A 26,799-nucleotide genomic window follows, 5' to 3' on the forward strand; every position below is an offset into this window, starting at 1 on the left:
ATTCATATGGTACATACAAAACAGGACACGTCCTGCACTTTATTCCCATATAAAAGAAGTTTACAACCCATAGGGCAGTCATCCTTCACGCTACTTGGCTGGTTCAGGCTCGCGCCCATTGACCAATATTCCTCACTGCTGCCTCCCGTAGGAGTTTGGACCGTGTCTCAGTTCCAATGTGGGGGACCTTCCTCTCAGAACCCCTATCCATCGCTGACTAGGTGGGCCGTTACCCCGCCTACTATCTAATGGAACGCATCCCCATCTTTTACCGAAATTCTTTAATGATTCTAACATGCGGAAGGATCATACTATCGGATATTAATCTTTCTTTCGAAAGGCTATCCCCGAGTAAAAGGCAGGTTGGATACGTGTTACTCACCCGTGCGCCGGTCGCCATCAGTCTATTGCTAGACTATGCTGCCCCTCGACTTGCATGTGTTAAGCCTGTAGCTAGCGTTCATCCTGAGCCAGGATCAAACTCTTCATTGTAAAAGTATTGTTTGAGTCATAAGTTATGAGTTATAAGTGATTAACCTATAAACATAACATACAAGCTCGTTGTTATCTGTTCAGGACGCTCGAATTTAAAAGTTTTATATCGATACCTATATATATAAGTATTGACGGTTCTTTTAGTTTTACCCAAGACTACTTCTTATCACTAAGAATAGTAGTCTTGCTCTTGTACTACTTGTATTGTTTATGTAAATTATTCAAAGATCGCTTCTTTTTACGATGCTTTTCTTTTCAGAAAGCGGATGCAAAGGTAAGAACTTTATCAGATATCTTCCAAATATTTTCGGAAGTTTTTTTNTACTAAGTATCGTAGTCTTGCTCTTGTACTACTTGTATTGTTTATGTAAATTATTCAAAGATCGCTTCTTTTTACGATGGCTTTTCTTTTCAGAAAGCGGATGCAAAGGTAAGAACTTTATCAGATATCTTCCAAATATTTTCGGAAGTTTTTTTGTTTTTTCTTTTTCCTCGTCGTCTCTCTGTGCGAAAGGGAGGCAAAAGAAAAAGGAAAAAAGAAAGGTTCTTACACCGTTTTCTGTCAGAATGTCAAAGTATCGCTGCTCTCGTTCTCGAAAGCGGATGCAAAAGTAGAGGATTTATTGATATCAGCCAAATATATCTACCCCTTTTTTATCACTTTCCATAAACTTTTTTGTAACTCACTGATTAACAAGGATGTTATTGAACATGTTTTTTTGAGAATGCCGTGTACGGTAACAGAAAGTTCACATTATATATATACGTGCGCGCGTAGAGAGATTTTTAAGGTATTGCACTACAAATAGGCAGGATTGACAGGAGGCGGGTTTTGCAGAATTGTTACAGCATCGAAACAAGGACAGGCTTTGATCCATTCTTCGGGCTCTATCTCGCCGTTGTGGTTCAGGTCGGGACTGAGGTCGCGATGGCCGCAGAGGCGGGAACCGGGATAATCTTTCAGCAACAACAGGACGAGGACTCTCAGCGAGTGCTTCTGAAAGGGAGTACGTGTATCGGCAGGACGGCCGTGTTCGTCCAGACCGCCTTCATAGCAGATACCGATTGAATTCGCATTATAGCCTTTGGCGTGCGCACCGGGCTTGTCGACGGGGCGCAAACTCTTGATATCTCCGTTCTTACGGATGTAATAATGATAGCCTGCGCCGGAGAAACCCCGGCGCAGGTGGTCTGTTGTCAGGTCATGTTCCGCGTAGCAGCGGTCGCTGCGGGTGGCAGAACAGTGGACAACGATAAGATTGATGACTCTCATTGGAATGAATAGTTAAGAATGAAAAATGAAAAGGGAAGGGATGTTATCTTGTCGCGACGCTATTTGGTCATGGCATGGGCGCTGACGGCGCCCAGAATAGCCGAGGCAATAGCGATTATCACTTTCAAGATTTTATCCCAGGTAGATGATTTCGTACTCATAAGGGTTTATATAATTAAATAGAAATTATTGATTGACAGAAGATTTCATTTAAGACAAAAGAACAAAAGGACAAAAGAAAGAATCATCTTAAATCTGTTCTTTTGTTCTTATGTCTAAAAAATTATCAGCCCAGCGGATTCTCACCTTGGTCCCCATCCGAACCACCGCCGGTGTTGCCGCCGCCACCGGAAGAACTGCCACCACCTTCAGTGGTATCTCCATCTACAGCCGTCATGATGTCAAGGAACTCAATTCGTTCACCCGCACGGGTAGAAGTCAGGTTAGGCTTCACGCTGCTGGAAGCACGGAAGTTGATCTTAACACTTTTGATGTTCTTGGATGTACACTCCTTGATCTCGGACACGCCACGTGTATGTGCCGACAGGCTGAAGACACCAAAGTCCTGGATGTTAACAGAATGACCGTTGTAGAGGGCACCGCACATGGCTTCTACAAAATTGGTAAGCACACTCTTGATGTCACCCAGGGAGAGCGAACTCTTCTCCTTCATTTCATAAGCGATGCTGTCAAGCGTTGCTGTCTGCCCCATGGTGACCAGGCGCGGATGGAACATAACTGCGGAATCTTTGTCACGAGGGTCTTTCCGATAACCCACTTTCTTAAATGGTACTGCCATAAATTTGAATCATTTAAAGTTAGAAATTAAAAATTGAATCGAGACTTAAACGTTTCGTGAAACAAAGATACGTTATATGCCACCATACTTTTGTCGCACATTGCACTCCCGGTATATAAATATCATATTCTTGTGTTTCAAGCAATTATAATATACATTTTACTTCCGGATATCACGCCTTTTCACTACCTTTAGAGGATAATTAACATGAATCAGAAACTTTAAAAACAAGAAAAGAAATGGAAAGCCATTGCATTGAAGAGCCATTCGTCATACGGTCTTACCGTAAATCGGAGCTCGCACATCTGTACAACCCCGATATGCCTGTAGTACCCGCTATGAGAAAGATGAGGTACTGGATCAGAAGAAACCCGGAATTGTACAAAGCCATGTATCAGACGGGAGAGGCACCCGGAGATCACAGATACACAAGAAGACAGGTTAGGCTCATTGCAGAAGTACTCGGAGAGCCGTAAACAGCGATAGCATTAGCATCAAACTTTTATATCAAACAAGGTTCAGCCGAAAAATAAATAATATAACACTTTCCACTATACCGAAAATCCCGCCGGACAAATATCCTGCGGGATTTTCAGTATGGTGGAAATTCTTTGGTACAGAAGAGAGAATCAATTGGTGGGAGCTTTGAAATTCTTCTCTACTTCATCCATCTGGAACTCTACGACTTTATACTCCATACTGCCCTGAGTACCTATTCTCGTTTCAAACTCGTGCTTTTCCAAAGCCTGGGCAAGCTCCTGCAGAGCAGGGCGCGTCACCTGGACCTTGCCGTAGATGGACAGCCGGGTGAGGATGGCAGAGGCAGGCATCCACTTCACAGACAAATCTTCGGGCAGAGGCTTGCGGTAGTACACAAAGAGGTTCTCCTCCACAGGATCCATCAGACGGTGGAGCTCGTTGTGATCGTTCAGACGGTCGATCTCATCACCTTCGTACCAGTAACGGTAACCGCTGTTGAGCAAGGCGAGTGCCTGACCGTACACCCCTGCGTAGTTCACCGGCTGCGTATAGTCTACCGAAACGACGGAAGAAGGGAGGAAACGCCGGTTACCGTCGATATCCTGCAGGCAACGGCGTTTGTTGGTACTGGCGATGAAGGAGGCGTGGCGGACGAAGGTACAGGCCTGCATGTCATACACCTTGCGGAGTACAATGCCCTCCTGCGTCAGCATGCGCTTCAGGCCGGCAAGCTCCGTGGATTTTACACCCTGAAACTCGTCCATATTGATAAGGAAGCGGGTGGAAAGATGGAACAGGTCATCCTTGCTCTCGGGGTTGATCATGCCCGTATGGTAGTATTCGCTCCACTCGGGAGGGAGGAGCCGCCGGATCCAGGTACTCTTGCCCTTGCCCTGACCGCCGAAGAGAATAAGCATGAGCTGGTTCACTTTCTTGTCATCAAGGGCGCAGGCCACGGCACCTACAATCCAGCGACGGAAACTCTCGCGCCAGAATACCGGGTCGGTGGTCACGATGGTGTCGGCCAGGGCACCGATGTGATCTGTGGTGCCGTCCCAGGGAGGGAGGTTGAAGAGATAATCCTCGAAGGGATTGAAGTTGGGCGCGTAGTCGGAGTCGGTCAGAGCCCTCAGGGCGTTGGGGGAGCAGTTGATGCCGCCGGTAAGGAGGCTGACGTAGATGGAATTAAAGTCCTTGCTACGAAAAGGGAGGAAAGAATTGGAGCCGACTTCCCGGAATTCAAGGCGATCCAGGATGGTGTTGCGACGGAATTCGTAGCGGGCGCCAACGAAGTCCAGCACTTGGGTGATGACCGGGAGTTTCTTCTCCTTTTCGGACTCCTGGGTCTTGCTGATGTAGAGGTAGGCGTTGCGGATGGCACTGCTGACGTCCATGTCCGGCTGATGGAAGTCGCGCTCCACCAAGGCCACGGCAACGGCTTCGTCCAGACCTTTGCGGAAGCAGCGGTTGCCAAGGACAAAGAGGAAATTATCGCGGTTGCCGTCGCGGAAGCGTTCGGAACGGCGGGTGGTGCTCAGAGCTTTCTTGTATTCCATTTCCTGCCAGGGGGCGATGGAGACGCCGGAGATCGGTGCAGTGGCGGCCGGAAGCTTCAGCGCTGCTCCCCCACCCGATGCACTCTTCGTTCTTGGGACGGGTGCAGCCTTGGTTCCTTTTTCAATAATTGTGGTGGTGATCTCGTCGATTTCTTCCAGCAATTCCGTGTTTAGATACGCCTGCGGATCGTACGAGCTGAAAAAGCCACGGCTGATATCCTTGCCGCTGGCATCTACCGGCAGATGAAGAAGAGACTCTATATGTTCGCGAGCGGCTTCGTACATCTGCGCGTGGTGCTGCTCAAGCTCGGAATAAGTGATGGCAGGAACGCAGAAAGTGATCTTCCGAAGGTGGCAGGCATAACTCGTGCGCAGGTAGACGAAGATCTTGAAGCCGTGGCGTTTGGGTGTAAGGAAGAACGCCAGCACATCCGGAGCCGATTCAAGAAGCTGACGGACAGCATTGATCCGATCCTCCGCAATGTCGTCCACATCGATGGTGATGACGGGGTTGTAGCGAAGAAGGCTGTAGGGCTGGCGAACTTCGCCATAATTCGCTGTGAGTGAGAAAAAAGGGAGGCGCTTCTTTATCTCGTTGGCTTTGGCAATGTTGCCCATAAGGCATTGCTGCTCCACTTTCTGGACGGTAAGAAAGTAGGTACTGCTACGGATGTTCGAGATGATGGTACTCAGGCAGGTTTCTCCCGCCACTTTTGAGAAGCCTTGATAGGCGGTGACTTGAATGTCTTTCATTACATTTGTTTATTTGTTAATAATAAGAGTTCACCACGGAGGCAAGAGGCCTTTACAGTTATTTGAGGGACTTCCTACCCCTGTGATGAACCAAGCTCCTGCAAAGGAAAGCACTTACTTCCGAATACGAAAATAGCCCTTCCGGGAGGGAAAGGGCTATCGTTTTACTAATTTTGAACGCCTACAAGGAAGCATCACCGGGGAAGAGACGGGCCAGGACATTATAAAGTTCTGTTTCAAGCGCTTCGCGCGTCAATTCCTTGCTGCCGTTGCGGTGGTTCTCTACGAAACAGAAGCAGTGGAGGATGCCACACCACTGGCGCACCTCGCGGGGAAGATTCTTCTCCGTGCCTGCCGCCAGCTTGTGGCTATGGATCTGACAAGCAACCGCTTCAAGAATACCCTTACGACCGCTGTCTATGTGAACCTTAGCCCCACTAAGAAGTTCCAAACCTATGGCAATGTCCGCCATGCTATTACTCTCATCTCTGGAAACAAAGAGATAACGCTCGTTATCTATGATTTCCGTTTTTTTAAATTAGTAGATTCCATCTGTTTTCTCTAATTTGGGTTTAACAATAAAGCCAATAAATTAATATTGACGCGCGAAATTAAACATTTATTAGCACACGCCCAAAATATACAGCCAACATTTGTCTCCAAATATGAAATATATCCCCGTAAAAACAGAGAAGAGGAAATAATAAGGAATACCTATAAATAACGGGGATTTTTCCAAGAAAAAAAAGAGATATGACGCGCGTACACGTGCGTACATATTATATACAGTAGCAAAAGAAAAGAGGATTTCGCCCGAAAGGGTAAGAAAAAGCAGTGTATTTTATGTAAACTATATTTTATGATATTCGAAGCGTTTTTTAAACGTACGTTTAATTATACAAAGGTAGACATTGTTTTACACATAACAAATTATTTTGATAATTTTATTTGCTGAATATATACATCATATTATATAGAATACTATATATCAACATATTAATCGAGATTTCAAATTACTATTTTACCATAGTATTTCGTTATGATTATAGGCACAGAAAAAGGGCGAAAAAAAGCGCCCATTAAACGTACGTTTAAAAGTCACCCTAGCACGTATATATCATTGATTATTAGCAATATATACAGAAAAAGAGTGCACAGTCTCCAAAACAGCAGTTTTTGAGACTAAACGTCGCTTGAGAAACGTCTACAGACGTTCTGTCCCGCTTCCAGCACAGATCCGGAACTGAAAACAGAGGCAAACTTAAAAACAAATAGTATGATTACACCAACGACACAGGCCGCCATTGCGGTATTGAATGACATCTATATGGGAGAAAGCTACCGCACGGATGAAATGAAAATTCCTGAGGAAACCAGGAAAAAGCTGCTGGACAGGCTATCTGCAGCAGGGCTCATAAAACTTGAAGCGGACAAAGACCCGCAGCAGCTCACATCCTATCGGCTCACGAAAAGAAGCCCTCAGATTTCCCTGCTCAATATACTCGAAGCAACAGGAGAACACCTGAACTGCAACCACCCCACTACCGAACAGTTCTACATGCGGTACGGACGGGCGGCACAAAAGCTCGGAGTGGTAAATCACATGACACGCCTCTACCTGGAAGAAATAAAGCTCTGCGACCTGTAAACGCAAGAGCAGAACATAATTTATTAACTAACTAACAAACAATGAATCATGAACAGTAAACAAATGATGCAAACCATGTTTGCACTATGCACATCCGCAATCCTCACGACCGGATGCAGCAATGATGAACTGATCTCGCCGAAAGGCGAAAGCGGAAGCGGAAACGGGGAAACCTCCGTTACCTTCAGCCTGGGACTGCCACAGGGCGATGAAGTGGGATACACAAGGGCCACGGATGCCACCATTGCCGATGATGAAACGGAAAACACCATGAAGTCGCTTAAAGTCTATCACTTCCATGCAAAAGTAGACGCTGCGGCCGACGAACCTGCCGACAACGCCTACCAATTGGTGAGAATTTACAATGTTCCCATAACAACGTCCGCCGCCACCAACGGTGAATCTCCTACCACTGCCGGAACCTGCATAAACAACGGCAACGGAACATACTCCGTAAAACTGTCGCTGCGCACCAACGCGATAACCGAAACGGACAAACACGCATTCGCATTCATTGCAAACGACTCGTGCAGCGCATTCGACGCAAATTCAATGGCAGAAGGAATAACACTGGAACAATTGCACAAACAGCTTGCCGACAAGCAAGTGACCGGAGGTACAGCATCTGCCGACCTCTTTATGGGCGACCCGGCAGGGCTGTGCATGACGGGAGAAGTGAAAAACAAAACACTGACAAGCGGGAGTAACAAACTGAGCGAAGACGCCGACAAAACCCCGCTGACGCGCATCATGGCGCGCCTGGACGTGAAGAACTTCGTACCCAAGGATCGTGACTTCAAAATAGAGTCCGTACGCCTGCTATACTCCGAATACTATACCGCCCCCAAAGGGTATCTATTCAGTATGGAAAACCCGGACTACATTTGGAATACACCGGAAAGAGAAATGGAGATCACACAGAACCCCGTGTACGACACATACGGATATCTGCCTTATGCCGACTATAGTGCAGCATCGGGAATGAAAGATACATGGGTGGCTACAACCGTCAACAAACGCGAGGGAGTATGGTACAAGAAAGTACTCTATATGTACGAATTCCCGGTAAAGAATGGTGCCGGAAGCTCCACAAACATCCCTCCTATCCAGATAAAAGTGAAATATACACTCAACGGAGTATCCGCCACAACCACCTTAAAGATAGTAGACCCACTGACATCAGTACCCTATGCCATTACGCGAAACACAGTGTACACCTTGCAGGTGGGAGAAACCGAATCGCAGGGAGGAGGTCTGACATTCAACTTTGTATTCACCCCATGGACGGCACATGATGTAGATGTAGACTTGAGTGATGGAACGGAAGTAGTAACCCCGGCCCCATGAAAAAAATGGAAAATGGAAAATGGAAAATGAAAAATGAAAATTAAAAGACAGGATATAATGAAACAGATATATACATTGCTGGCTGCCACGCTGATGATGGCAGGAACCACTTTATGGAGCGGATGCAGCAACAACGAACTTTTGGAGAATGAAAAGCCCGACATTGAGAATACGGACAATCAGCAGGTGGCAGCATTCAGGTTCAGCCTGAAAGGGATGATGAAGCCCAATACGCGTGCCGTTGCAGAAGATCTGACAAAAGAAGGGGAAAAAGTCGTTAAGACCTTGTACGTAGCTCTCTTCGTAAAGGACGGAGGAACGGAAAAGGAAGATGACTATCAGCTGCACAGAATCTTTGCATACGATGATGAAGCAACGGGTGAAGCGTGGCAGGAGTATAAAATCACCCGGCCGGAAGATGGTACCGATGCGTACATCATCGAGAAACCGGGTACTGTGGGCGACTATGTGGCTTACTTCATTGCCAATCCGGACGATGATATGAAAGCGGAGTTCGCCAAGTTCCAACTGTCAGGCGGCACGGGTGCCGAGCTGGGGACTCGCACCAAGTTGAGCGACCTCGAAGCACTGAAAGCCAAAAAGGGAACTGCCGACGGAACTGTATTGGTAGGAGCGGCAGGCTCTCAAACTGCAAGAGGCTTCATCATGATTGCCAAACAAGACATCACACTAAGCACCGATGCCACTACATTGCAGGATATAAACCTGACACGCCTGGCGGCACGCTTCGACTTCATCAACTCGGCAGCAACAGAAAGCGACAGTAAAGTAACAATCACCGGCATAACGATGAAAAGCGCTGCCCAAACATCAAGACTGATGGAAGTGGCAGAGGTAAACAGCAACGAAACCTTCGAGGAACAGGCGGTTACACTCGATTCATGGACCAACCAGACAGTCTACCTCAGTGCATATACCTACGAGAATCTGAATCTGACCGATGCAAATGCCAGCAAACGTCTCAGCATCACAATAGAGTATACACTGAAAAAAGGAAGCGGTGCAGGTGAATCGGAAACCAAGATGAGCAAAGATATCCTGCTGAAAGTGGGAGAAAGCGATCTTGCCGTACAGCGCAACCATATATACCGCATCTACATGAACGGTGTGACGGGTGACTTCAACATTGAAGTAAAGGACTGGAACGAGGGGGAAACAGTGACCGTACCCGACGGGAATCTGGATATAAAATATACAGAGAAAGACTTGGGAAAAATCGGAGACTATGTGTATCTGAAGGACGGAGCACTGGACTTCAGCGACGGAGGATTAAGAAAAGCCTCACTGAACGGACAATTGACGTGGGCAGAAACGATGCCTAACAAGGACCCCGATAAAGGGGATTGCATCGGCATCGTATTCTCGAACAACATGACCGCTAACGACAAAGCAAAGGGATGGACAGGTTATGCGGTAGCACCAAAACGAGTTGTTGTAAAAAATGATAAGATAGCATGGGCTATAAATGATGAATACGCTGCCAATGACCCTGCAATCACTGATTATTCGGTTATTAAAGCTATCGTAAACGATAGGGATGGATATAGCTATTGCAAAAGTTTAGAAGAAAAAGGCTTAGACAACTATCCTGTTTTAAAGACCGTAAAGACTCTCCAACCGGCCATACCTGATGACATTACAAGTGGCTGGTATGTACCCAGCATAGGGTTAATCTGTGATATGTTTTATAATCTTGATGGTCTATACTCGCTCCATAGCTCTTATCAAAATGTTGATATATCCAGAAGTAAAAATAACAACAAACTGGTTTATCAAGCATTCAAAAGAAACAATAAAATAAATGATTTTACACAAAGAGCTGCAGGAGAGGACATTTCTGTTGTACCTGATGATATTTGTACATGCTCGGAAATTGAAAAGACCGATGGAATCTATATTAATATAGATCAAGACGATTTTAGAATTTGCGGCTATATGGACAAAACAGATAGTCGGTATGTATCTTTTGCCGTCTTTGCCTTTACCTATCCTTCAAAACCGTAATCATCAGAAAAGAATAGTTATAACCTTTTCCTCCTTCTCCCGCATTCCCTCCCACAGAATCGGGGGAAGTAAAGAGAGATTATAACACTTCTCAACCTATTCAGACCGGAGTACCTTAGTCTCTCCCCCCCTTAGAGAAATTAAGATACTCCGATCTATATATTGAGAAATCTATCGGAAAAACGGAAGAAAGCGCTCTTTGAAATGTTGGGGAAAGAAAGAAAAAAGTTATCTTTGTATTAAGATTGAATTAAACCATACATTATGAGTGCTGACACATCGGTAAGCGTGTTGATGATAGTATGTCCGGTCGTTCGGCCATTGAGTGGGAAGCCTTGGGAGTGGATTTAGAAATAGAAAGCCTAAAACATCCGGAACGCTATCCACTAATAATGAAGCGCACTCCATTAGATTGCATGTAAACTGATTAAAATGGAGATAAACAATGACCAAATCGAACACTAAATCAATAAAAGGATGACGTAACTTCGATGAAATATTGGATGTAGAATACGCCCCCCAGGAACTCCCGAACGCAACACCTTTGAGAAAGACGCAGAGGCTTTTATCCTTGCAGAACGCCTGAAAGAAGAAGAGAAGTTAAGATTAGATCGGCTCATACACTAATTATGAGAAAAACTTCTTATCTTTGTAATGGCTACGTGTGATGCCTTTGAAGAAAAAATGTGAAATAAAATAATATAAATCATGCCTACTATATCTGAATTCTTTGGCATAGTTATTGCCATTCGTTTTTTAGATCATAATCCTCCTCATTTCCATGCTCGATACGGGAATTATAAAATATTGGTGGAAATAGAAAATGGGGCAGTGAAAGGAGAAATGTCAGAACGGGCTTTACGCCTGATTCTTGAATGGTTGGAACTGCATCGGGAGGATTTAAAAGAAGCATGGAAAAAAGCTTCTCTTGGAGAAGAACCTAATAAAATAGAACCTTTAAAATGAAAATATTATGTGGAAAGAAGTCTTAAAAGCTCATTATCTGGATGGCTACCGCATAATGGTACTGTTCAATGACGGTATGCGTAAAGTAGTTGATTTCACGACTTTATTGCATCAGTATCCTGTATTCAAGTCTTTACAAGATATCAATGTGTTCAAGAACTTTAAAGTAACTGATACATTGGAATGGGAAAACGGGGAAATAGACATAGCGCCCGAGTATCTGTATGAGAACGGAGTCCCGGCATAAATTATAATCTTTCCAGGTCACCGTTGTATTAAGATTGAATTAAACCATATATAATGGAACGGTTATTAGAGTTAACAGATATAGAAATACGCATGGGGTTCGCAGCATCGTGCGTAGAAGTTGTTGCCAAACGTGCAGGATGCTCCTATAGCGAAATGTACCAGCGAATGAAGCGTGTAGGATTAATAAACAACTACATCATGCGACATTATGATACAATTCATACTGAAAGCCGGGAAAACATCACCGACAGCATTTTAGAATGTTTGGAGAACTGGGAACCTATCAAGGTATTACCGCTCCCAAAGGTACAAACCTCTATCTATTGCGACAAAAAAAGAAAGGAAATTATGAAGATGATATTATCATAAAAGATATTATTCAGTGGCAACGAATTGGTTGTATAGTCGTCCGCCTTTCCGAGCGTTTGGACGTTTCGCCCGAAGAAGCCTTCGACATCTTCTATGAAAGTGATACTTGCCGACGCTTCCACGATCCCAAAACCGGGCTTTATCTCTATGGCGATCTCTATATCGTGGATGAGGTGATGCGCGAGTTGCAGGATAAGCAAGGTTGAGTCCACTATTCGATTTGGATTTTCCGAAGTTCAAGCATATTTTCGGTTTGGATTTTCCGGACTTTTATTCTATTTTTGATTTGGATTTTCTGGAAAATCATGTATCTTTGAGCTGTAAACGAAAAGATTAGATAATATGGCTAAGTATTTCAAAAGACATATAGATACATATCTGGAAGAATGGAGAAACAGTTCTAATAGGAAGCCTCTTTTAGTGAGAGGAGCCCGACAAGTAGGGAAGTCATCTGCCATCCGACACTTGGGGGAAAGTTTTAAATACTTCCTTGAAGTAAACCTTGAGCGTCAGAAGAATATAAAGACACTATTCGGCGAAAATCTGGACGTGAAGAAATTATGTAGTCAGCTTAGCGCTATTTATAACGTTCCGATTGTGCCGGGTGAGACCCTGCTATTTATAGACGAAATACAAGAGTCGCAGCGTGCCATATCATCATTGCGCTATTTCTACGAGGACTATCCTGAACTGCACGTAACAGCTGCCGGTTCTCTTTTGGAATTTACCCTGAATGAACTGCCCTCGTTCGGCGTAGGAAGAATACGCTCCATGTACATGTACCCCTTCTCTTTCGACGAGTTCCTGGAAGCACAAGGTCTCGGGATGCAGGTAGATTACAAGCAAAACGAAGCAGACTGCGAACACCCACTCCCGATTCCGCTACACGAAGAGATGGTGTCTCAACTACGCTCATACTACCTGGTGGGCGGTATGCCCGAAGCTGTGAGAGTATGGGTACAAACAGCCGACTACAGCGAATGCGCCACCGTACATAATGATATCCTGGATACCTATCAGGATGATTTTAAAAAGTACAAAACAAGAATATCTCCACTATTACTGTCGCAAACACTGAAGTCAGCAGCCCTGCAAGCCGGACAAAAGTTTGTATATGCACAAGCAAGCGACATAGCAGACGGGACAAGCGTAAAAGAAGCCCTATCACTGCTTACACTTTCGGGGCTCGTCATCCCCGTGACGCATACCGCTGCCAACGGCATTCCATTGGGAGCCGAGATCAATCCGAAATTCCGAAAATATCTCTTTTTGGATATTGGACTGATGCAGTCGATGCTGGGAATACAAGCCAAGGACATCCTTATTACCGATGAAGTTAACTTCGTCAATAAAGGTGGATTGTCAGAAGTATTTGCCGGACTTGAACTAATGAAGTATAGCAGTTACTTAAAGAAACCGGATCTTTATTACTGGCAACGCACAGAACGCAATGCACAAGCCGAAGTAGACTATGTAATCAGCCGAAAAGGCAAAATATATCCTATCGAGGTAAAGGCAAATAACTCCGGCAGCATGCAAAGCATGTACAAGTTCATTGAACTGAAGGATTGCGACTACGGAATACGAACCAGTCTCGAACCTTTCTCTTCGTACGAGAAAATAAAAGTAGTACCTCTATATGCACTTTCAAACAAGATAATACAAGAATAACTTCTTCTCTTTTCCCCAACATTTCAAAGTCCGCTTTCTTTTAAAACGAATTGTAGTTATAAAAGAAGCGAGCAATGTTGCAGACATTACGAACATACCATTATTACTGTATGGGAAGAAAAACCATGCAGTACATCCTTATTGCCATAGGCTGCCTGTCACTCCATGCATGCGACATAGAGGACGAAAGGGACATATGCTGCAAGCGAATAGTCATGGAGCATCGATACACCAGCGAAGGACAAGACGCATTCGAGGATAATATACACTCACTCAAGCACTTCCTGTTCGATGAAACTGAAAGGTTCGTAAAGGAAATAGCACCCGGAAAGAACCTGCAACAGCAAAGCCTCGACGAACTGGAAGCAGGAAGCTATACGATGGTGACTCTGGGAAACGTCACAAAAACTACATTACCGGATATTCCGGCAAAAGGCGAACCGCTATCCCAATTCCTGCTGCAACCGGCAGGAACAGATGCCGGAAATGCTGATCCGTTATATTATGGTATATGCCGCTTCGACCTGGTTGATAAAACTGCCAGGCACAACCAACGCTTCGTAACCTACCTGGCCAATGTACACAGTAAACTGCAAGTGACCGTGAAATGGCAGAATCTGCCACCAGCCATGACAACAGCACCCGTTTATAAAATGACACTGAGCCACTGCGCCGACAGCTACGAGCTGGACGGAAAGCAGGGATACTCATTGGGCGAAAAACGATTCCCCTACTCTGCATCCTGGAACCGGGAGCATCAGTTGGTATGCGCACTCAAAGGGCTGAAACTCAAAGAAGAGTTTGTAAGCCTGAGGTATACGAACAGTAACCTGCCCGTGCTGCACGTCCTCTGCCAGGAAGGGGAAGGTTATAAGGAAATTACCCCGGCACTGGATCTGAAAACAGCTTTCAAAGTATGGGGATACAAACCGGAAAACTCGGAAAGGCAGGAATACAAAATCATAGTGACCATCTATATGGATGGGCATGTAGGGATAAAAGTAGAAGCGGAAACAGGGGTGGCAGACTGGATAGAAGGGGGAAGCTTTGGGTAAGAATGAAAATGAAAAATGGAAAATGGAAAATGGAAAATGGAAAATGAAAAAATGAAGATGGGAAGGTGGATGGTATGGGGCCTGGTGATACTGATGGTGGCATCATGCTGCAAGGAGGGCATCGGGGAAGAAGGAAACAACGGAAATAGTGAAACGATACTTGTATCCTTCAGCATAGGTACGCCTGCAAGCGACGAGGTGGAATACACACGTGCTACGCAGGATGCATCGGAAACAAGAATAAACAGCCTGACGGTATATGACTTCCTGGTGACGGATAAAGATACACTCTTTGAAAGTGTGCAGTATCTGGTGGAGGCAGGAGACGGTGCAACAACGCCCAAAGCAGGACAGTTTCTACATACCGATGCAGGAGCCACAGCATGCCTGTCACTCCATGCCCCCAAAAATACAACACATGTATTTGCATTCGTGGCAAATGAGGAGAAGACTCATTTCGACTCTATCATCTATAAAAAGACACTGCCCATGGACAGCCTGCGGTGGACAGCAGCTACACGGAAACTGAAAGATGGAGGAGACTGCGGAAGCCTTGTAGGAGACAAGGGGGCGGTAATGACAGGAAACACCGTTCCGCTGAATCTGCCGGGTGACTTGAGTGATACGGATAAAATGAAAGTGAAGCTATACCGGATTGTAGCCCGCGTGGACGTAAAGAATGAAGTGGCGGATACACAGGATCTGGTAATAGAGAATGTAAGCGCCAGGAATTGCGCCCCCATGGGATATCTGTTTGAATGGAGCAGTAGCGGCACCCCCACCGCGGAAAAGAGACCGAAGGGTTACACCGCACCCATAGCCATGACGCGCAATCCGGCCGTGACAACCGGGGATCTGCAAAGTCTGAAGAAAGGGCAAACATGCGGAAAGGTACTGTATCTATATGAGTATCCCACTACGGAAACGCTTATACCTACCCTGATACTGACCTATACACTGAACGGAGTGTCCGGAACCATGGAAGTGGAAATGACATCGGGAGGGAAGCGAATCAATATCAAGCGGAACAGGAAGTATACGCTGGTGGTAGGAGGAAGTAGCACTACGCGCGTGGTGTGCAGCGTGGAGAGTAACGAAACAACAGAAAACGAATAATAAAGGAGAAGAAGAAGATGAGAATGAAACGTATCATACTGTCAGTATGCACAACGTTCTGCACCCTGCCCCTCTGCGGACAGAACGTAGAACTGAAGACAAACCTGCTATACCTTGCCACCACTACCCCCAATATCGGCGTAGAGTGGAGGATGGGCAGAAAATGTACCACAGCACTCATGGCTGCCTACAATCCGTTCCACTTCAGGCAGTATCAGACGGCAGAAGGAAACACCGTCAATCCGAAACTGATGCATTGGCTGGCAGAAGGAGAGGTAAGATATTGGTTCCGCGAGTCCTTCAGGGGATGGAATATGGGAATAAACCTGTTTGGAGGGGAGTACAACATAGGCGGAATCAAGTTCGTAGACAAACTGAAAGAACAAAGATATAAGGGTTGGGCCGCAGGTGCAGGACTCACCGTAGGATATCAGTTTACTCTCTCCACAAGGTGGAAGATGGATTTCTCCGTAGGGGCAGGATACGCATATACGGAATACGAAAAATATGACTGTTACGTATGCGGAGACAGAATAGGTGAGAATAAAAGGAATTACCTGGGACCGACAAAGGCAGCCATTTCATTGGTATACCTCCTTGAATAGAATCACCCGCAATCCGCCTAAATTAAAATTAACAATCAGTCCATTAAGAGTTAACGGCTGATTATATCTATTAAACCATGTTGTAATTTGCCCCGTTTTGCACTGAAAATTTGGAGATTGGAGAAAAGCACGTATCTTTGCAATGTGTTTTTCATAGTATTAGATTTAAGGTTAACAAAAGATTGGCTGTCTGGGATAGATAGCCTTTTTTTATGCCCTTTTCTTTGGAATAGTGTGATAAAATCAAAAACCTTGCGACAGATAAGATAAATATCAACCTAATTATTTATCTTTGTTAGCTTGAAAAAGTTAGCATACTAAAAACAATAAAGTACAATGAAAGATTTTCTGAAATTTACGCTTGCCACCGTAACCGGTATTATCGTATCGAGCGTCATTTTGTTTTTCATCAGCATTCTGGTGTTTTTCAGTATGGTATCATCTTCGGAGTCGGAAACGCAAGTACGCAAGAACTCCATCATGATGCTGGACCTGAACGGTACATTGGCTGAACGCAGCCAGGAAAACCCGTTCGACTTCCTGATGGGTGACGATTATAACACCTACGGACTGGACGATATTCTCTCCTCTATTAAGAAGGCAAAGGAAAATGATGACATCAAGGGTATCTATATACAAGCCACTGAATTGGGGGCAGGTTTTGCAGCACGCGAAGAGATACGCAATGCTCTGAAAGACTTTAAAGAATCGGGCAAGTTTATCGTGGCTTATAGCGATAATTACTCACAAGGGCTCTACTATCTGTCGAGCGTAGCAGACAAGGTATTGCTGAATCCACAAGGCATGGTTGAGTGGAGAGGTCTCGCCGCAACACCCGTATTCTTCAAAGACTTACTGGCCAAAATCGGAGTAGAGATGCAAGTATTCAAAGTGGGTACCTACAAATCGGCAGTAGAACCATTCATTTCTACTGAAATGAGCCCGGCCAACCGCGAACAAGTCAATGCTTACCTCAGCTCTATCTGGGGACAAGTGACAAGTGATATCTCCGAATCCCGCAAAGTATCTGTAGACTCACTGAACGCCGCCGCCGACCGCATGCTGATGTTCTATCCCGCCGAGGAAAGTGTGAAAAGCGGATTGGTAGATACATTGATTTATAAAAACGATGTACGCAACTATCTGAAAGCCATGATAGGCATCGATGAAGACGACCGCATGCCCGTACTCGGCCTGAAGGAGATGATAAACGTGAAAAAGAACACTCCTAAAGACAAGAGTGGAAACGTGATTGCCGTATACTATGCGTATGGAGAGATTGACGGAGGTTCGTCTTCTTCCACCAGCGAAGAGGGCATCAACTCTACAAAGGTTATCAAAGACCTGCGCAAACTGAAAGATGACGAAGACGTAAAGGCCGTTGTGCTGCGCGTGAACTCGCCGGGTGGAAGTGCTTTCGGTTCCGAACAAATATGGTATGCAGTGAGCGAACTGAAGAAGGAGAAGCCGGTCATTGTTTCTATGGGTGATTATGCCGCATCGGGTGGCTACTACATCTCATGCAACGCAGACACGATCGTGGCCGAACCTACCACGCTGACGGGTTCTATCGGTATCTTTGGTATGTTCCCCAACGCTAAAGGCCTGGCCGACAAAATCGGTGTGAACTTCGACGTTGTAAAGACCAACCAATATGCAGACTTCGGCATGATAACCCGCCCCATGAACGATGGTGAAAAGGGACTGCTGCAAATGTATATAAACAATGGATATGACCTCTTCCTGACCCGTTGTTCCGACGGCCGCGGCATCAGCAAGGAAGAGTTGGACAAGATTGCCCAAGGCAGAGTGTGGACCGGAAGCAAAGCCAAAGAACTGGGACTGGTGGACGAACTGGGCGGCATAGACAGAGCATTGGAAATAGCCATTGCCAAAGCCGGTGTAGATGCTTACACCGTAATGAGTTACCCCGCCAAAGAAAGCTTCTTTGAAAGCCTGATGAATACAAATCCCGGTAACTACATCAAAGCCCGCATGCTGAAAGGTACAATGGGCGAGATTTACCAGCAATTCAGTGCCTTGGAGAACATTGACAAGTGCGACCGCATACAAGCGCGCGTACCTTTTGAACTTAATATTCAATAATGGAGGAAAACTTTATTAAGATACATCATTGGCTATACCCCCTCTCGTGGCTTTACGGGCTGGGGGTATGCTTGCGAAATAAACTCTTTGATTGGGGATGGCTCCGGTCAAAGAGTTTTGACGTTCCGGTAATATGCGTGGGAAACCTCGCTGTGGGAGGAACGGGCAAGACGCCACATACGGAGTATCTGATAAAGTTATTGCAACAAGCGGGACTGAATGTTGCCACACTGAGCCGCGGCTACAAGCGGAAAAGCAAAGGATACGTACTGGCCGAAAACAAAAGCAGCGTGTCGGAGATCGGCGATGAACCGTATCAGATGAAAAGCAAATTCCCCGATGTACGGGTAGCTGTGGACGAAAACCGCTGCCACGGCATAGAGCAGCTGCTTCAACTGAAGAGCCCTGCCGTAGATGCCATATTACTGGACGATGCTTTTCAGCATCGCTACGTCAAAGCGGGAATGAATATTCTCCTGACCGATTACCACCGGCTGCTATGTGACGACGCCCTGCTCCCCGCCGGAAGACTGCGCGAACCGGCAAGCGGCAAGTATCGGGCACAAGTCGTAATCGTCACCAAATGTCCGGATGATATCAAGCCGATAGACTTCAACATCATCACCAAGCGGCTGAACCTATATCCTTACCAGCAACTGTACTTCTCAAGGTTCCGTTATGGTATGCTGACCCCGCTATTTCCCCAAAAGGCGAACAGCCGGAAAGTGCTCTCCTCCCTGACGGGAGACGAACAAATACTGCTGGTTACGGGAATCGCCTCTCCTACCCCGTTAGTGAAAGAAGTGGAAGCTTATACTTCCCACGTCAGACTACTGGCATTCGACGACCACCACGACTTCAGGAATAAAGACTTGCAACAAATAAAGGAGCAGTTCCTGCAACTGGAAGAATGGAAAAGGCTGATTATCACCACCGAAAAAGATGCAACACGGCTGAAACACCATCCGGCACTGGACGAAGCGCTGAAACCGTACATCTACGTGCTGCCCATAGAGATAGAGTTTTTACAAAATCAACAATATATATTCAATCAAAACATTATTGGCTATGTTAGAACATATTCAAGAGACAGCAGCCTTTCTGAAAGGAAAGATGCACACGCATCCGGAGACTGCAATTATCCTCGGCACCGGACTCGGTAGCCTTGCCGGCGAAATCACCGAAAAGTATGAAATAAAGTATGAAGATATTCCAAACTTCCCCGTTTCTACCGTCGAAGGGCACAGCGGAAAGCTGATTTTCGGCAAGCTGGGCAACAAGGACATCATGGCAATGCAGGGACGTTTCCACTTCTACGAGGGTTACTCCATGAAGGAAGTTACCTTCCCGGTACGCGTAATGCGTGAACTGGGCATCAAGACTTTGTTCGTTTCCAACGCCAGCGGTGGTACAAACCCGGATTTCGCAATCGGTGACCTGATGATCATTACCGACCACATCAACTACTTCCCCGAACATCCGCTTCGTGGCAAGAACATTCCTTACGGCCCCCGCTTCCCGGATATGAGCGAAGCATACGACAAGGAACTCATCCGCAAAGCCGACGAGATAGCAGAGGAAAAAGGTATCAAAGTGCAGCATGGCGTATACATCGGCACACAAGGACCTACGTTTGAAACTCCTGCTGAATATAAACTGTTCCACATCCTGGGAGCAGACGCAGTAGGCATGTCCACCGTACCTGAGGTGATTGTGGCAAACCATTGCGGTATTAAAGTGTTTGGTGTATCTGTAATTACCGATCTCGGTGTGGAAGGTAAAATTGTAGAAGTATCCCACGAAGAGGTACAGAAAGCTGCCGATGCAGCGCAGCCGAAAATGACAGAGATTATGCGTGAACTGATAAACAGAGCGTAAAAGAATGGGAACAGAAATATCAACCCTCGGCGAATTCGGTCTCATCCGTCGCCTCACCGAAGGCATTGAATTAAAAAACAAATCCAGCCGATACGGCATCGGTGATGATGCTGCCGTCCTCTCCTACCCTGCAGACAAGGAGGTGCTTGTGACCACCGATCTGCTGATGGAAGGCGTACACTTCGACTTGATTTATGTACCGCTGAAGCATCTGGGATATAAATCGGCAGTAGTCAACTTCTCCGATATCTATGCCATGAACGGTACACCGAAGCAAATCACCGTTTCTTTGGGTATCTCCAAACGCTTCAACATAGAAGATATAGAAGAACTGTATGCCGGAATCCGCCTGGCTTGCGAAGAGTATAACGTGGATATTATAGGCGGAGACACTTCTTCGTCCTACACAGGACTTACCATCAGCATCACCTGTATCGGTGAAGCAGAGAAAGGCAAAGCCGTTTACCGCAACGGTGCCAAGGAAACCGACCTGATCTGTGTTAGCGGCGACCTGGGTGCAGCCTACATGGGCCTGCAACTGCTGGAACGTGAAAAAGCCGTCCTCAAAGGAGCCGATAAGGACCTGCAACCCGACTTTGCCGGTAAGGAGTATCTCTTGGAACGTCAGCTGAAACCGGAAGCCCGCAAGGATATCATCGAGAAGCTGGCGGAAGAAGGTATCCAGCCAACTTCCATGATGGATATTTCCGATGGTTTATCTTCTGAGTTGTTGCACATCTGTACGCAAAGCAAAGTTGGCTGCCGCGTCTACGAGGAGCACATCCCCATCGACTACCAGACGGCCGTCATGGCAGAAGAATTTAACATGAACCTGACCACCTGTGCCCTCAATGGAGGCGAGGACTACGAACTGCTGTTTACCGTCCCCATCGCCGACCACGAAAAGATTTCTGAGATGGAAGGTGTAAAACTTATCGGCCATATCACCAAACCGGAATTGGGTTGTGCTTTAATTACCCGCGATGGTCAGGAATTTGAACTGAAAGCACAAGGCTGGAATCCATTGAAAGGGGAAGATGTTGCTGAAGAAGAAGCAGAGAATACCGATTCAACCGTATAAAAACTCATCTCCTCAATATTTTTTCTTAAAATATAGACGCTGATAATTAGCCACATAGGCAATTATCAGCGTTTTTTATGTACAAACCTCTTGCATAGTCCAAAACTTTCACTACCTTTGCAACCGCAAAAGAGAAAAATGGTGCCATAGCTCAGTTGGTAGAGCAAAGGACTGAAAATCCTTGTGTCCCCGGTTCGATTCCTGGTGGCACCACTTAATAAGAGTAGTAAAACAAAGCAAATCCCTGAAACATAGACAGTTTCAGGGATTTTTCTTTTTAGGGCAACTCCTCGAAAATGGCAGAAAATGACGGTTTATAGAACATTTATCTTTGTTCATTCATATGCTTTTTATTTGGCGCAAAAAAAGCAAACGAAACAGTATCTAATGTGCTGATTTTCCGAATTTTGCATACCGACAAACTCGTTTCATTTCCTTAATTTTGAAACATTAAAATAGAGGTATTATGAAGCAAGAAATGATGAATGTTTTGGTCTACATTATCAAGACCCGAAAATTGAGAAACGGAGAATGCCCTGTATTACTTAGGGTAACTATTGACGGGGTTTACAGCGACATCCGTATCAATCGCAGCGTAAAAGAAGAAATCTGGGATGCAAAATTAGGAATGTGCAGGGGAAAGAGCCGTGAGGCTAACGAACTGAACGATTATATCCGTAGCCTCCATACCCGCCTGTATGAAATTCACCGAAACATGGTATTACAGGACGAGTATTTTACCCCCGAAATTTTACAGAAAAAACTCTTTAATAAGGAAACAACGAAAACCGTCCTTACATTTTTCAAAGAGCATAACGAGGATTGCCGACGGCGTATCGGGCTGGATTATGCCTACTCCACCATTAACCGATACGATAATTGCTATAAATCGCTGCAAACCGTAATTGAAAAAGAGTACGGGAAATCCGATATAACTTTTACCGAGTTTACTTCCCAGCTTATTCGGAAATACGAACTATACCTGACGGTTGATAAGGGATTAAGCCTTAACACCCTCGTTCGGTATATGAAAGTAATCAAAAAGGTAAGCACTCTTGCTTTGGCTACCGGCTTATTGAAAACTGATCCTTTTGCGGGTATGAGGTTCAAGCAGGCTAAAACTAATCCTGTTTTCCTTACTAAAGAGGAACTGGATATAATCACAACCAAAGAATTTACCCTGCCGAGAATTGCGTTAGTGCGGGACGTGTTTGTGTTCTGTTGCTATACCGGATTGGCGTTCATAGATGTAAGCAACTTAAAAAAGGAGCATATTGTTTTGGATAACGAAGGTACTTATTGGATTCGCAAGTCAAGGGAGAAAACAGAAAATATGTGCGACATCCCGTTACTTGATATTCCGTTGGAAATAATTCGCAGGTATGAAAATCATAGAATGTGCAAGTCAAAAGGCATTCTTCTTCCGGTTATGTGTAATCAGAAGATGAACTCATACTTGAAAGAAATTACCGATTTCTGCGGTATTGAGAAGGACGTTACCACGCACACAGGCCGCCACACCTTCGCCACAACGGTTACGCTTGCCAATGGAGTTGCACTTACAAACGTTGCTAAAATGTTGGGACATACCAGTACAAGAATGACAGAACATTATGCCAAAGTACTTAATCATAATATCTGTTCTGACATGAAAAAGGTTCAAACTAAAATGAGTATGAGTGAGGTTTAGTAAATTGATTAACAACAGCAAAAGGCTATCTGAAATGATAGCCTTTGTTGTTTAAAATATTTTTCGGTAGCTGTCTTTCAACATTTTTTCAATATCAGATTCCTTATATAAAACTTTTGTCCCAATTTGATAGTAAGGTATCTTGCCCTCTCTCCTGTAATCCTGTAAAGCCCTTCTACTAATCTTTAAGCGTTCCGACAATTCTTTATCAGTTAAATATCTATCTCCATTTAGGGTCGGTTTGCTCTTTTTGGCAAGCACCTCGACTTTATCCAGCATTCGGTCTAAGGTTTCAAAAAAAACTGTGATCTGGGGAGTAGTTCTCGTAATAAGGCTATTTTGATTTTCTGCATTCTTATTTTCCATACTCCCCCCTTTCTAATTCGATGTACTTCTTAACATCGTCCGGCTTATAATAGATTTTGCCGTTAAGCATTGAATAAGGGATTTTCTGAAAATTTCTTAGATACTGCAATTTCCTTTTGCTAATATCCAGTATCATACAAACCTCTTGACTATCCAACCATTCTTTCATTTCCTTATCTTCGCTCTGATCGCACAGCATATTTATCTTCCGGGCAAATGTTTCAAAGCGTTCCATCATTGCCTCAAAAGTGCGGGCTTCTATATTTATTATCTCCATAGTAATTTACCATTAATCGTTAATACTATGATTACGGGAAAACAAAGGTAAGTCATTAAAATACACCACATATCAATCCATTAGAGGCAGGTAGCTTTCGTCTGCACTTGTCTATACCTAAAGTACATCCTAATTCCGGCGGCGGTTAAATATGCCGTTTTTTTGTACTCCCTGTTCAGCCTATCCGGGAGTAAAGGGGGATTTTTTCTACTGCCCGTATCTTATAATTTCTTCCTCTTTTAGCGGGAATGCCGACTTAGCCGATGAAGTGTTCGATTTCATGCGCGAAAGTATTTCCGTGTTCTTCACGCCGATGCAAGTTCGAGCCTCCGGTTTCGTGAAAAATCTTCCTCTTTCCGTTCCGGCGAGCGTATTTATTCCCGAAAAACTGGCATCGGCTAAACACTACCTTTCTCTGCCCCTGAAACTCGATCACTCATAACCGGCTCCGATACGGCATAGCGTTCTAAAAAAAAAGTCAGAATTATGATACGAACAGTAGAAAAAAACAGGAAACAACGATTCTCAAACCTTCCAATCAGCATAGGTTCGATTTTGAAAATAGCTTTTGCGGTGGCGGGTTTTGCCCTCTGGGGTTGGTCATTCGTGGCGGTTGTCGCAGGGATTTATTTAGCGTGGGCAATCATTAGAGGCGTTTTGTCCTGCCTTGTTTTTCTCGCCGTCATCGTTGGCTTTATCCTCCTTTTGATAATATTAATTTTCTAAAACATAAAGACATGAAACCAAAGTATTTCAATTCGTTAGGCTCGTTAAACGAGTATGCAAACAACTATCCGAATAATAGTTTTTCATTTGAGCATAACCCCCGAAAATACGGATGCGACAGCGTTAGATGCAGTTTCGATGTAACTGACAAAGAGGATAACGACATTTTGGAAATCCTTGTTATTTGCCCCCTTTGCGCCAATAACCCTAAAAACAACAATTAATAATCATTCAAATACTTACAGTTATGACAACAATTAAGAACAACGGCACAGCCGTAGCAGTAGCAGAGAAAGCAAACGAAGTAGTAACCGCAGTAGTGGTTAGCAAACCCGACAACGGCGAACGTAAAGCCGTAAACATCGCATCGGACTTGATAGAGCCGAGCAATTACAACGCCCGAAAAACCTTTGATGCAGATGCACTCAAAGAGTTGGCACAAAGTATCTCCGTTCATGGACTGATACAGCCCATTACGGTACGGCGCAAAGGCGAAAAAGGCGAACATTACGAAATCATTTGCGGGGAACGCCGTTTTAGGGCGTGCTGTATGCTCAAACTTTCAGAAATCCCCTGTATCATTCGGGAGGTAACAGACGAACAGGCGTATGACCTTTCAATCTCCGAGAACTTACAGCGTGAGGACGTGCCACCAATGGAGGCGGCAGAGGCTTATAAACGCCTTATCGACACAAAGCGGTACGACATCGCAAGCCTCGCCGTACAATTCGGCAAGAGTGAGAAAAGCATCTATCATACGCTGAAACTGTGCGACCTTATCAAAGGCATTGCCAACCTCGTAAGGGAGGGCAAACTGACCGCATCGGCGGGGATCGTCATTAGCAAGTACGACAAGAAGATACAGGAGGATATTTTGAACGACCGTTTAGGTAAGGACGGCACAGGCGAATGGTGCAATATCTCCGCAAATGCGTTGGAGGGCAAGATACGGAACTGTTATACGAACAACCTTGATAATTACAGTTTCGACAAAACCAAGTGTCTGAAATGTATTCACAATTCGAGCAATTTCGACCTGTTCGCCGAGGGTGGCGGTTGTGGCAAATGTACCAACAAAAAATGTTTATCGGACAAGCAAACGGCATACCTCGTAGAACAGGCGCAAGCCGTAGCCCTTGCTGACTCGAAACTTACCTTTATCGGCGAACAGTACAGCCACGACAACGAGGCAACCCAAATTATCAAAAAGGGCGGTTATGAATTTAAGAACGTGCAAACGTACAACCTTAATTCATACCCCACAGCCCCGACCGAACCGCAAGCCTCCGAATATAAAAAGCCCGAAGATTACGACAAGGCACAGGAGAAATACGGTAAGCAACAGGAACGATACGAAAAGGAGAGCCAAGAACTCGAAACGCTTAAAGAGCAGGGCAAAATCCGTGTGTACGCTAAAATCGGCGATAGTAACGTAAGAATGTACTACAAAGAAGTAGCTACCAAAGACACCAAGACCAACGAACAGTTAATCTCCGACCTCAAAGCTAAAAAGGTGCGTAATACCGAAATCGCAAAGGAAAAAACGGCAGGGGATATAAAGGAACTGTTACGCACGGATGAGTTACCGAAATCGGAATTTACCCCCGCAGAAGAACAGGCAATGTATTTCTTTATGCTCGATAAGTTGCGCCGTAGCCATTACAAGACCATAGGTTTGAAAGAAAATGACTATTACGGATTGACGGACGAGAAAAAGCAGGAAATTGTTGCCAATCTCACAGAGGAACAAAAAACCGTTATCCGCCGTGATTACCTGTATAGCCACTTAACAGAGAGGACAAACACTGTTTCGGGCGTACAGGGCGGTATGATGTTAGCGTTTGCCACGCAACACCTACCCGAAAAAACGGCAACGATAGAGGCTCAATATACCGAAGAATACGGCAAGAAAAACGCCCGATTGGACGAACATATCGCAGGGCTTAAAGAGGCTGAAAAGAAAGCGAAAGCCGATGCCAAAGCGAAAAAGGCAGAACAGACCACCAAGACGGAGAAAGCCCCTAAAACAGCCGAAAAAGCCGTCAAAAAGGAAGCGAACACCACCGCCCCGAAGTCGGAAACCACCAAGCCGAAAGGTAAGGAACAGTCCAAAGCGACCCAATCCGAAAAGAAAGAGGCGAAACCGACCCCACAAGCGGATAAGGTGCTGATTGTCGGAGTACCCAAAGCGCAACCCCAAGCGGATGCGGTAGCAGTATAAACCCAAGTATCAACAAGGAGCGGGAGAAATCCCGCTCCATAAATAAA

At 45.2% G+C, this 26,799-nt stretch carries 27 protein-coding genes, 1 tRNA gene and 1 rRNA gene; 21 read left to right on the plus strand and 8 right to left on the minus strand.

Going from position 1 to position 26,799, the window contains the following annotated elements:
- The 4 genes from AAE250_RS18425 to AAE250_RS18440 form a co-directional block, all read right to left on the minus strand.
- Positions 1-492, minus strand: a 16S ribosomal RNA gene (locus AAE250_RS18425); the annotation flags it as partial.
- A gap of 802 nt (positions 493-1,294) precedes the next feature.
- On the minus strand, positions 1,295-1,768 hold the full coding sequence (locus AAE250_RS18430; protein WP_342289245.1) for an N-acetylmuramoyl-L-alanine amidase: 474 nt from the start codon (positions 1,766-1,768) through the stop codon (positions 1,295-1,297).
- Between the two features lie 59 nt (positions 1,769-1,827).
- A complete protein-coding gene (locus AAE250_RS18435) occupies positions 1,828-1,929 on the minus strand; it encodes a smalltalk protein (RefSeq protein ID WP_294601746.1) in 102 nt (33 codons plus the stop codon).
- 125 nt (positions 1,930-2,054) lie between these two features.
- Positions 2,055-2,567 carry an HU family DNA-binding protein gene (locus tag AAE250_RS18440; protein WP_342289246.1) on the minus strand — a complete coding sequence of 171 codons (513 nt, stop codon included), beginning with the start codon at positions 2,565-2,567 and terminating at the stop codon, positions 2,055-2,057.
- Between the two features lie 239 nt (positions 2,568-2,806).
- Here AAE250_RS18440 and AAE250_RS18445 point away from each other — a divergent pair, with 239 nt between their 5' ends.
- Complete coding sequence (locus AAE250_RS18445) at positions 2,807-3,043, plus strand: DUF4248 domain-containing protein (RefSeq protein WP_342289247.1); 237 nt, start codon at positions 2,807-2,809, stop codon at positions 3,041-3,043.
- Between the two features lie 153 nt (positions 3,044-3,196).
- Here the strand turns inward: AAE250_RS18445 and AAE250_RS18450 are convergent, their stop codons facing one another.
- Positions 3,197-5,356, minus strand: a complete 2,160-nt coding sequence (locus tag AAE250_RS18450) for a VapE domain-containing protein (protein ID WP_342289248.1) — start codon at positions 5,354-5,356, stop codon at positions 3,197-3,199.
- A gap of 181 nt (positions 5,357-5,537) precedes the next feature.
- On the minus strand, positions 5,538-5,828 hold the full coding sequence (locus tag AAE250_RS18455) for a hypothetical protein (protein ID WP_342289249.1): 291 nt from the start codon (positions 5,826-5,828) through the stop codon (positions 5,538-5,540).
- A gap of 804 nt (positions 5,829-6,632) precedes the next feature.
- On the opposite strand from AAE250_RS18455, the gene AAE250_RS18460 reads away from it, so the two are divergent.
- The 17 genes from AAE250_RS18460 (at position 6,633) to AAE250_RS18540 (ending at position 23,162) form a co-directional block, all read left to right on the plus strand.
- Positions 6,633-7,004 carry a hypothetical protein gene (locus AAE250_RS18460; protein WP_342289250.1) on the plus strand — a complete coding sequence of 124 codons (372 nt, stop codon included), beginning with the start codon at positions 6,633-6,635 and terminating at the stop codon, positions 7,002-7,004.
- A 48-nt stretch (positions 7,005-7,052) separates the two neighbouring features.
- On the plus strand, positions 7,053-8,351 hold the full coding sequence (locus AAE250_RS18465; protein WP_342289251.1) for a hypothetical protein: 1,299 nt from the start codon (positions 7,053-7,055) through the stop codon (positions 8,349-8,351).
- A 57-nt stretch (positions 8,352-8,408) separates the two neighbouring features.
- On the plus strand, positions 8,409-10,376 hold the full coding sequence (locus AAE250_RS18470) for a hypothetical protein (RefSeq protein ID WP_342289252.1): 1,968 nt from the start codon (positions 8,409-8,411) through the stop codon (positions 10,374-10,376).
- Positions 10,377-11,084: 708 nt separating this feature from the next.
- Positions 11,085-11,342 carry a DUF4160 domain-containing protein gene (locus AAE250_RS18475; protein WP_342289253.1) on the plus strand — a complete coding sequence of 86 codons (258 nt, stop codon included), beginning with the start codon at positions 11,085-11,087 and terminating at the stop codon, positions 11,340-11,342.
- A 7-nt stretch (positions 11,343-11,349) separates the two neighbouring features.
- Positions 11,350-11,589, plus strand: a complete 240-nt coding sequence (locus AAE250_RS18480) for a DUF2442 domain-containing protein (RefSeq protein WP_342289254.1) — start codon at positions 11,350-11,352, stop codon at positions 11,587-11,589.
- A 155-nt stretch (positions 11,590-11,744) separates the two neighbouring features.
- Positions 11,745-11,960, plus strand: a complete 216-nt coding sequence (locus AAE250_RS18485; RefSeq protein WP_342289296.1) for a DUF3791 domain-containing protein — start codon at positions 11,745-11,747, stop codon at positions 11,958-11,960.
- On the plus strand, positions 11,954-12,166 hold the full coding sequence (locus AAE250_RS18490; protein ID WP_342289297.1) for a DUF3791 domain-containing protein: 213 nt from the start codon (positions 11,954-11,956) through the stop codon (positions 12,164-12,166). The genes AAE250_RS18485 and AAE250_RS18490 overlap by 7 nt, the downstream gene beginning before the upstream one ends.
- A 136-nt stretch (positions 12,167-12,302) precedes the next feature.
- Complete coding sequence (locus AAE250_RS18495; RefSeq protein ID WP_342289255.1) at positions 12,303-13,631, plus strand: ATP-binding protein; 1,329 nt, start codon at positions 12,303-12,305, stop codon at positions 13,629-13,631.
- Between the two features lie 110 nt (positions 13,632-13,741).
- Positions 13,742-14,686 carry a FimB/Mfa2 family fimbrial subunit gene (locus tag AAE250_RS18500; RefSeq protein WP_342289256.1) on the plus strand — a complete coding sequence of 315 codons (945 nt, stop codon included), beginning with the start codon at positions 13,742-13,744 and terminating at the stop codon, positions 14,684-14,686.
- Positions 14,687-14,722: 36 nt separating this feature from the next.
- Entirely contained in the window at positions 14,723-15,802 is a 1,080-nt protein-coding gene (locus AAE250_RS18505) for a hypothetical protein (protein ID WP_342289257.1), read from the plus strand.
- 23 nt (positions 15,803-15,825) lie between these two features.
- Positions 15,826-16,407 (plus strand): DUF3575 domain-containing protein, encoded by a 582-nt coding sequence (locus AAE250_RS18510; RefSeq protein ID WP_342289258.1) that lies wholly within the window; start codon positions 15,826-15,828, stop codon positions 16,405-16,407.
- Between the two features lie 336 nt (positions 16,408-16,743).
- Entirely contained in the window at positions 16,744-18,513 is a 1,770-nt protein-coding gene (gene sppA / locus AAE250_RS18515; RefSeq protein WP_342289259.1) for a signal peptide peptidase SppA, read from the plus strand.
- The gene (gene lpxK / locus AAE250_RS18520; RefSeq protein ID WP_342289260.1) at positions 18,513-19,676 is read left to right on the plus strand and encodes a tetraacyldisaccharide 4'-kinase; all 1,164 of its coding nucleotides are present in this window, start codon (positions 18,513-18,515) and stop codon (positions 19,674-19,676) included. The genes sppA and lpxK overlap by 1 nt, the downstream gene beginning before the upstream one ends.
- Entirely contained in the window at positions 19,582-20,391 is an 810-nt protein-coding gene (locus AAE250_RS18525; RefSeq protein ID WP_342289261.1) for a purine-nucleoside phosphorylase, read from the plus strand. Before lpxK ends, AAE250_RS18525 begins: the two co-directional genes overlap by 95 nt.
- 4 nt (positions 20,392-20,395) lie before the next feature.
- Entirely contained in the window at positions 20,396-21,472 is a 1,077-nt protein-coding gene (thiL, locus tag AAE250_RS18530; RefSeq protein WP_342289262.1) for a thiamine-phosphate kinase, read from the plus strand.
- Between the two features lie 140 nt (positions 21,473-21,612).
- Positions 21,613-21,685, plus strand: a tRNA-Phe gene (locus AAE250_RS18535).
- 253 nt (positions 21,686-21,938) lie between these two features.
- Positions 21,939-23,162 carry a site-specific integrase gene (locus AAE250_RS18540; protein ID WP_342289263.1) on the plus strand — a complete coding sequence of 408 codons (1,224 nt, stop codon included), beginning with the start codon at positions 21,939-21,941 and terminating at the stop codon, positions 23,160-23,162.
- 51 nt (positions 23,163-23,213) lie between these two features.
- On the opposite strand, the gene AAE250_RS18545 is transcribed toward AAE250_RS18540, so the two are convergent.
- Positions 23,214-23,528 (minus strand): helix-turn-helix domain-containing protein, encoded by a 315-nt coding sequence (locus AAE250_RS18545; protein ID WP_296945965.1) that lies wholly within the window; start codon positions 23,526-23,528, stop codon positions 23,214-23,216.
- Positions 23,518-23,805 carry a helix-turn-helix domain-containing protein gene (locus tag AAE250_RS18550; protein ID WP_196071750.1) on the minus strand — a complete coding sequence of 96 codons (288 nt, stop codon included), beginning with the start codon at positions 23,803-23,805 and terminating at the stop codon, positions 23,518-23,520. The genes AAE250_RS18545 and AAE250_RS18550 overlap by 11 nt, the downstream gene beginning before the upstream one ends.
- Positions 23,806-24,085: 280 nt before the next feature.
- Here AAE250_RS18550 and AAE250_RS18555 point away from each other — a divergent pair, with 280 nt between their 5' ends.
- The 3 genes from AAE250_RS18555 to AAE250_RS18565 all read left to right on the plus strand — a co-directional run bounded on the left by AAE250_RS18555 (position 24,086) and on the right by AAE250_RS18565 (position 26,752).
- On the plus strand, positions 24,086-24,247 hold the full coding sequence (locus tag AAE250_RS18555; RefSeq protein ID WP_296945974.1) for a hypothetical protein: 162 nt from the start codon (positions 24,086-24,088) through the stop codon (positions 24,245-24,247).
- Positions 24,248-24,291: 44 nt separating this feature from the next.
- Complete coding sequence (locus AAE250_RS18560) at positions 24,292-24,531, plus strand: hypothetical protein (protein ID WP_342289264.1); 240 nt, start codon at positions 24,292-24,294, stop codon at positions 24,529-24,531.
- A gap of 247 nt (positions 24,532-24,778) precedes the next feature.
- Positions 24,779-26,752, plus strand: a complete 1,974-nt coding sequence (locus AAE250_RS18565) for a ParB/RepB/Spo0J family partition protein (RefSeq protein ID WP_342289265.1) — start codon at positions 24,779-24,781, stop codon at positions 26,750-26,752.
- Positions 26,753-26,799 lie beyond the last annotated feature (47 nt).

The organism is Bacteroides sp. GD17, from assembly GCF_038448625.1.
Lineage (GTDB): Bacteria > Bacteroidota > Bacteroidia > Bacteroidales > Bacteroidaceae > Bacteroides.

Excerpts from the sequence above, each read along its gene's own strand:
- AAE250_RS18525 (WP_342289261.1), top strand. The coding sequence starts at position 19,582 with ATGTTAGAACATATTCAAGAGACAGCAGCCTTTCTGAAAGGAAAGATG.
- sppA (WP_342289259.1), top strand. The coding sequence starts at position 16,744 with ATGAAAGATTTTCTGAAATTTACGCTTGCCACCGTAACCGGTATTATC.
- AAE250_RS18475 (WP_342289253.1), top strand. The coding sequence starts at position 11,085 with ATGCCTACTATATCTGAATTCTTTGGCATAGTTATTGCCATTCGTTTT.
- AAE250_RS18430 (WP_342289245.1), bottom strand. The coding sequence starts at position 1,768 with ATGAGAGTCATCAATCTTATCGTTGTCCACTGTTCTGCCACCCGCAGC.
- AAE250_RS18485 (WP_342289296.1), top strand. The coding sequence starts at position 11,745 with ATGTACCAGCGAATGAAGCGTGTAGGATTAATAAACAACTACATCATG.
- AAE250_RS18495 (WP_342289255.1), top strand. The coding sequence starts at position 12,303 with ATGGCTAAGTATTTCAAAAGACATATAGATACATATCTGGAAGAATGG.
- AAE250_RS18460 (WP_342289250.1), top strand. The coding sequence starts at position 6,633 with ATGATTACACCAACGACACAGGCCGCCATTGCGGTATTGAATGACATC.
- AAE250_RS18480 (WP_342289254.1), top strand. The coding sequence starts at position 11,350 with ATGTGGAAAGAAGTCTTAAAAGCTCATTATCTGGATGGCTACCGCATA.
- thiL (WP_342289262.1), top strand. The coding sequence starts at position 20,396 with ATGGGAACAGAAATATCAACCCTCGGCGAATTCGGTCTCATCCGTCGC.
- AAE250_RS18545 (WP_296945965.1), bottom strand. The coding sequence starts at position 23,528 with ATGGAAAATAAGAATGCAGAAAATCAAAATAGCCTTATTACGAGAACT.
- AAE250_RS18435 (WP_294601746.1), bottom strand. The coding sequence starts at position 1,929 with ATGAGTACGAAATCATCTACCTGGGATAAAATCTTGAAAGTGATAATC.
- AAE250_RS18470 (WP_342289252.1), top strand. The coding sequence starts at position 8,409 with ATGAAACAGATATATACATTGCTGGCTGCCACGCTGATGATGGCAGGA.
- AAE250_RS18540 (WP_342289263.1), top strand. The coding sequence starts at position 21,939 with ATGAAGCAAGAAATGATGAATGTTTTGGTCTACATTATCAAGACCCGA.
- lpxK (WP_342289260.1), top strand. The coding sequence starts at position 18,513 with ATGGAGGAAAACTTTATTAAGATACATCATTGGCTATACCCCCTCTCG.
- AAE250_RS18560 (WP_342289264.1), top strand. The coding sequence starts at position 24,292 with ATGATACGAACAGTAGAAAAAAACAGGAAACAACGATTCTCAAACCTT.
- AAE250_RS18505 (WP_342289257.1), top strand. The coding sequence starts at position 14,723 with ATGGAAAATGAAAAAATGAAGATGGGAAGGTGGATGGTATGGGGCCTG.
- AAE250_RS18510 (WP_342289258.1), top strand. The coding sequence starts at position 15,826 with ATGAAACGTATCATACTGTCAGTATGCACAACGTTCTGCACCCTGCCC.
- AAE250_RS18500 (WP_342289256.1), top strand. The coding sequence starts at position 13,742 with ATGGGAAGAAAAACCATGCAGTACATCCTTATTGCCATAGGCTGCCTG.
- AAE250_RS18565 (WP_342289265.1), top strand. The coding sequence starts at position 24,779 with ATGACAACAATTAAGAACAACGGCACAGCCGTAGCAGTAGCAGAGAAA.
- AAE250_RS18465 (WP_342289251.1), top strand. The coding sequence starts at position 7,053 with ATGAACAGTAAACAAATGATGCAAACCATGTTTGCACTATGCACATCC.
- AAE250_RS18455 (WP_342289249.1), bottom strand. The coding sequence starts at position 5,828 with ATGGCGGACATTGCCATAGGTTTGGAACTTCTTAGTGGGGCTAAGGTT.
- AAE250_RS18440 (WP_342289246.1), bottom strand. The coding sequence starts at position 2,567 with ATGGCAGTACCATTTAAGAAAGTGGGTTATCGGAAAGACCCTCGTGAC.
- AAE250_RS18550 (WP_196071750.1), bottom strand. The coding sequence starts at position 23,805 with ATGGAGATAATAAATATAGAAGCCCGCACTTTTGAGGCAATGATGGAA.
- AAE250_RS18450 (WP_342289248.1), bottom strand. The coding sequence starts at position 5,356 with ATGAAAGACATTCAAGTCACCGCCTATCAAGGCTTCTCAAAAGTGGCG.
- AAE250_RS18445 (WP_342289247.1), top strand. The coding sequence starts at position 2,807 with ATGGAAAGCCATTGCATTGAAGAGCCATTCGTCATACGGTCTTACCGT.
- AAE250_RS18555 (WP_296945974.1), top strand. The coding sequence starts at position 24,086 with ATGCGCGAAAGTATTTCCGTGTTCTTCACGCCGATGCAAGTTCGAGCC.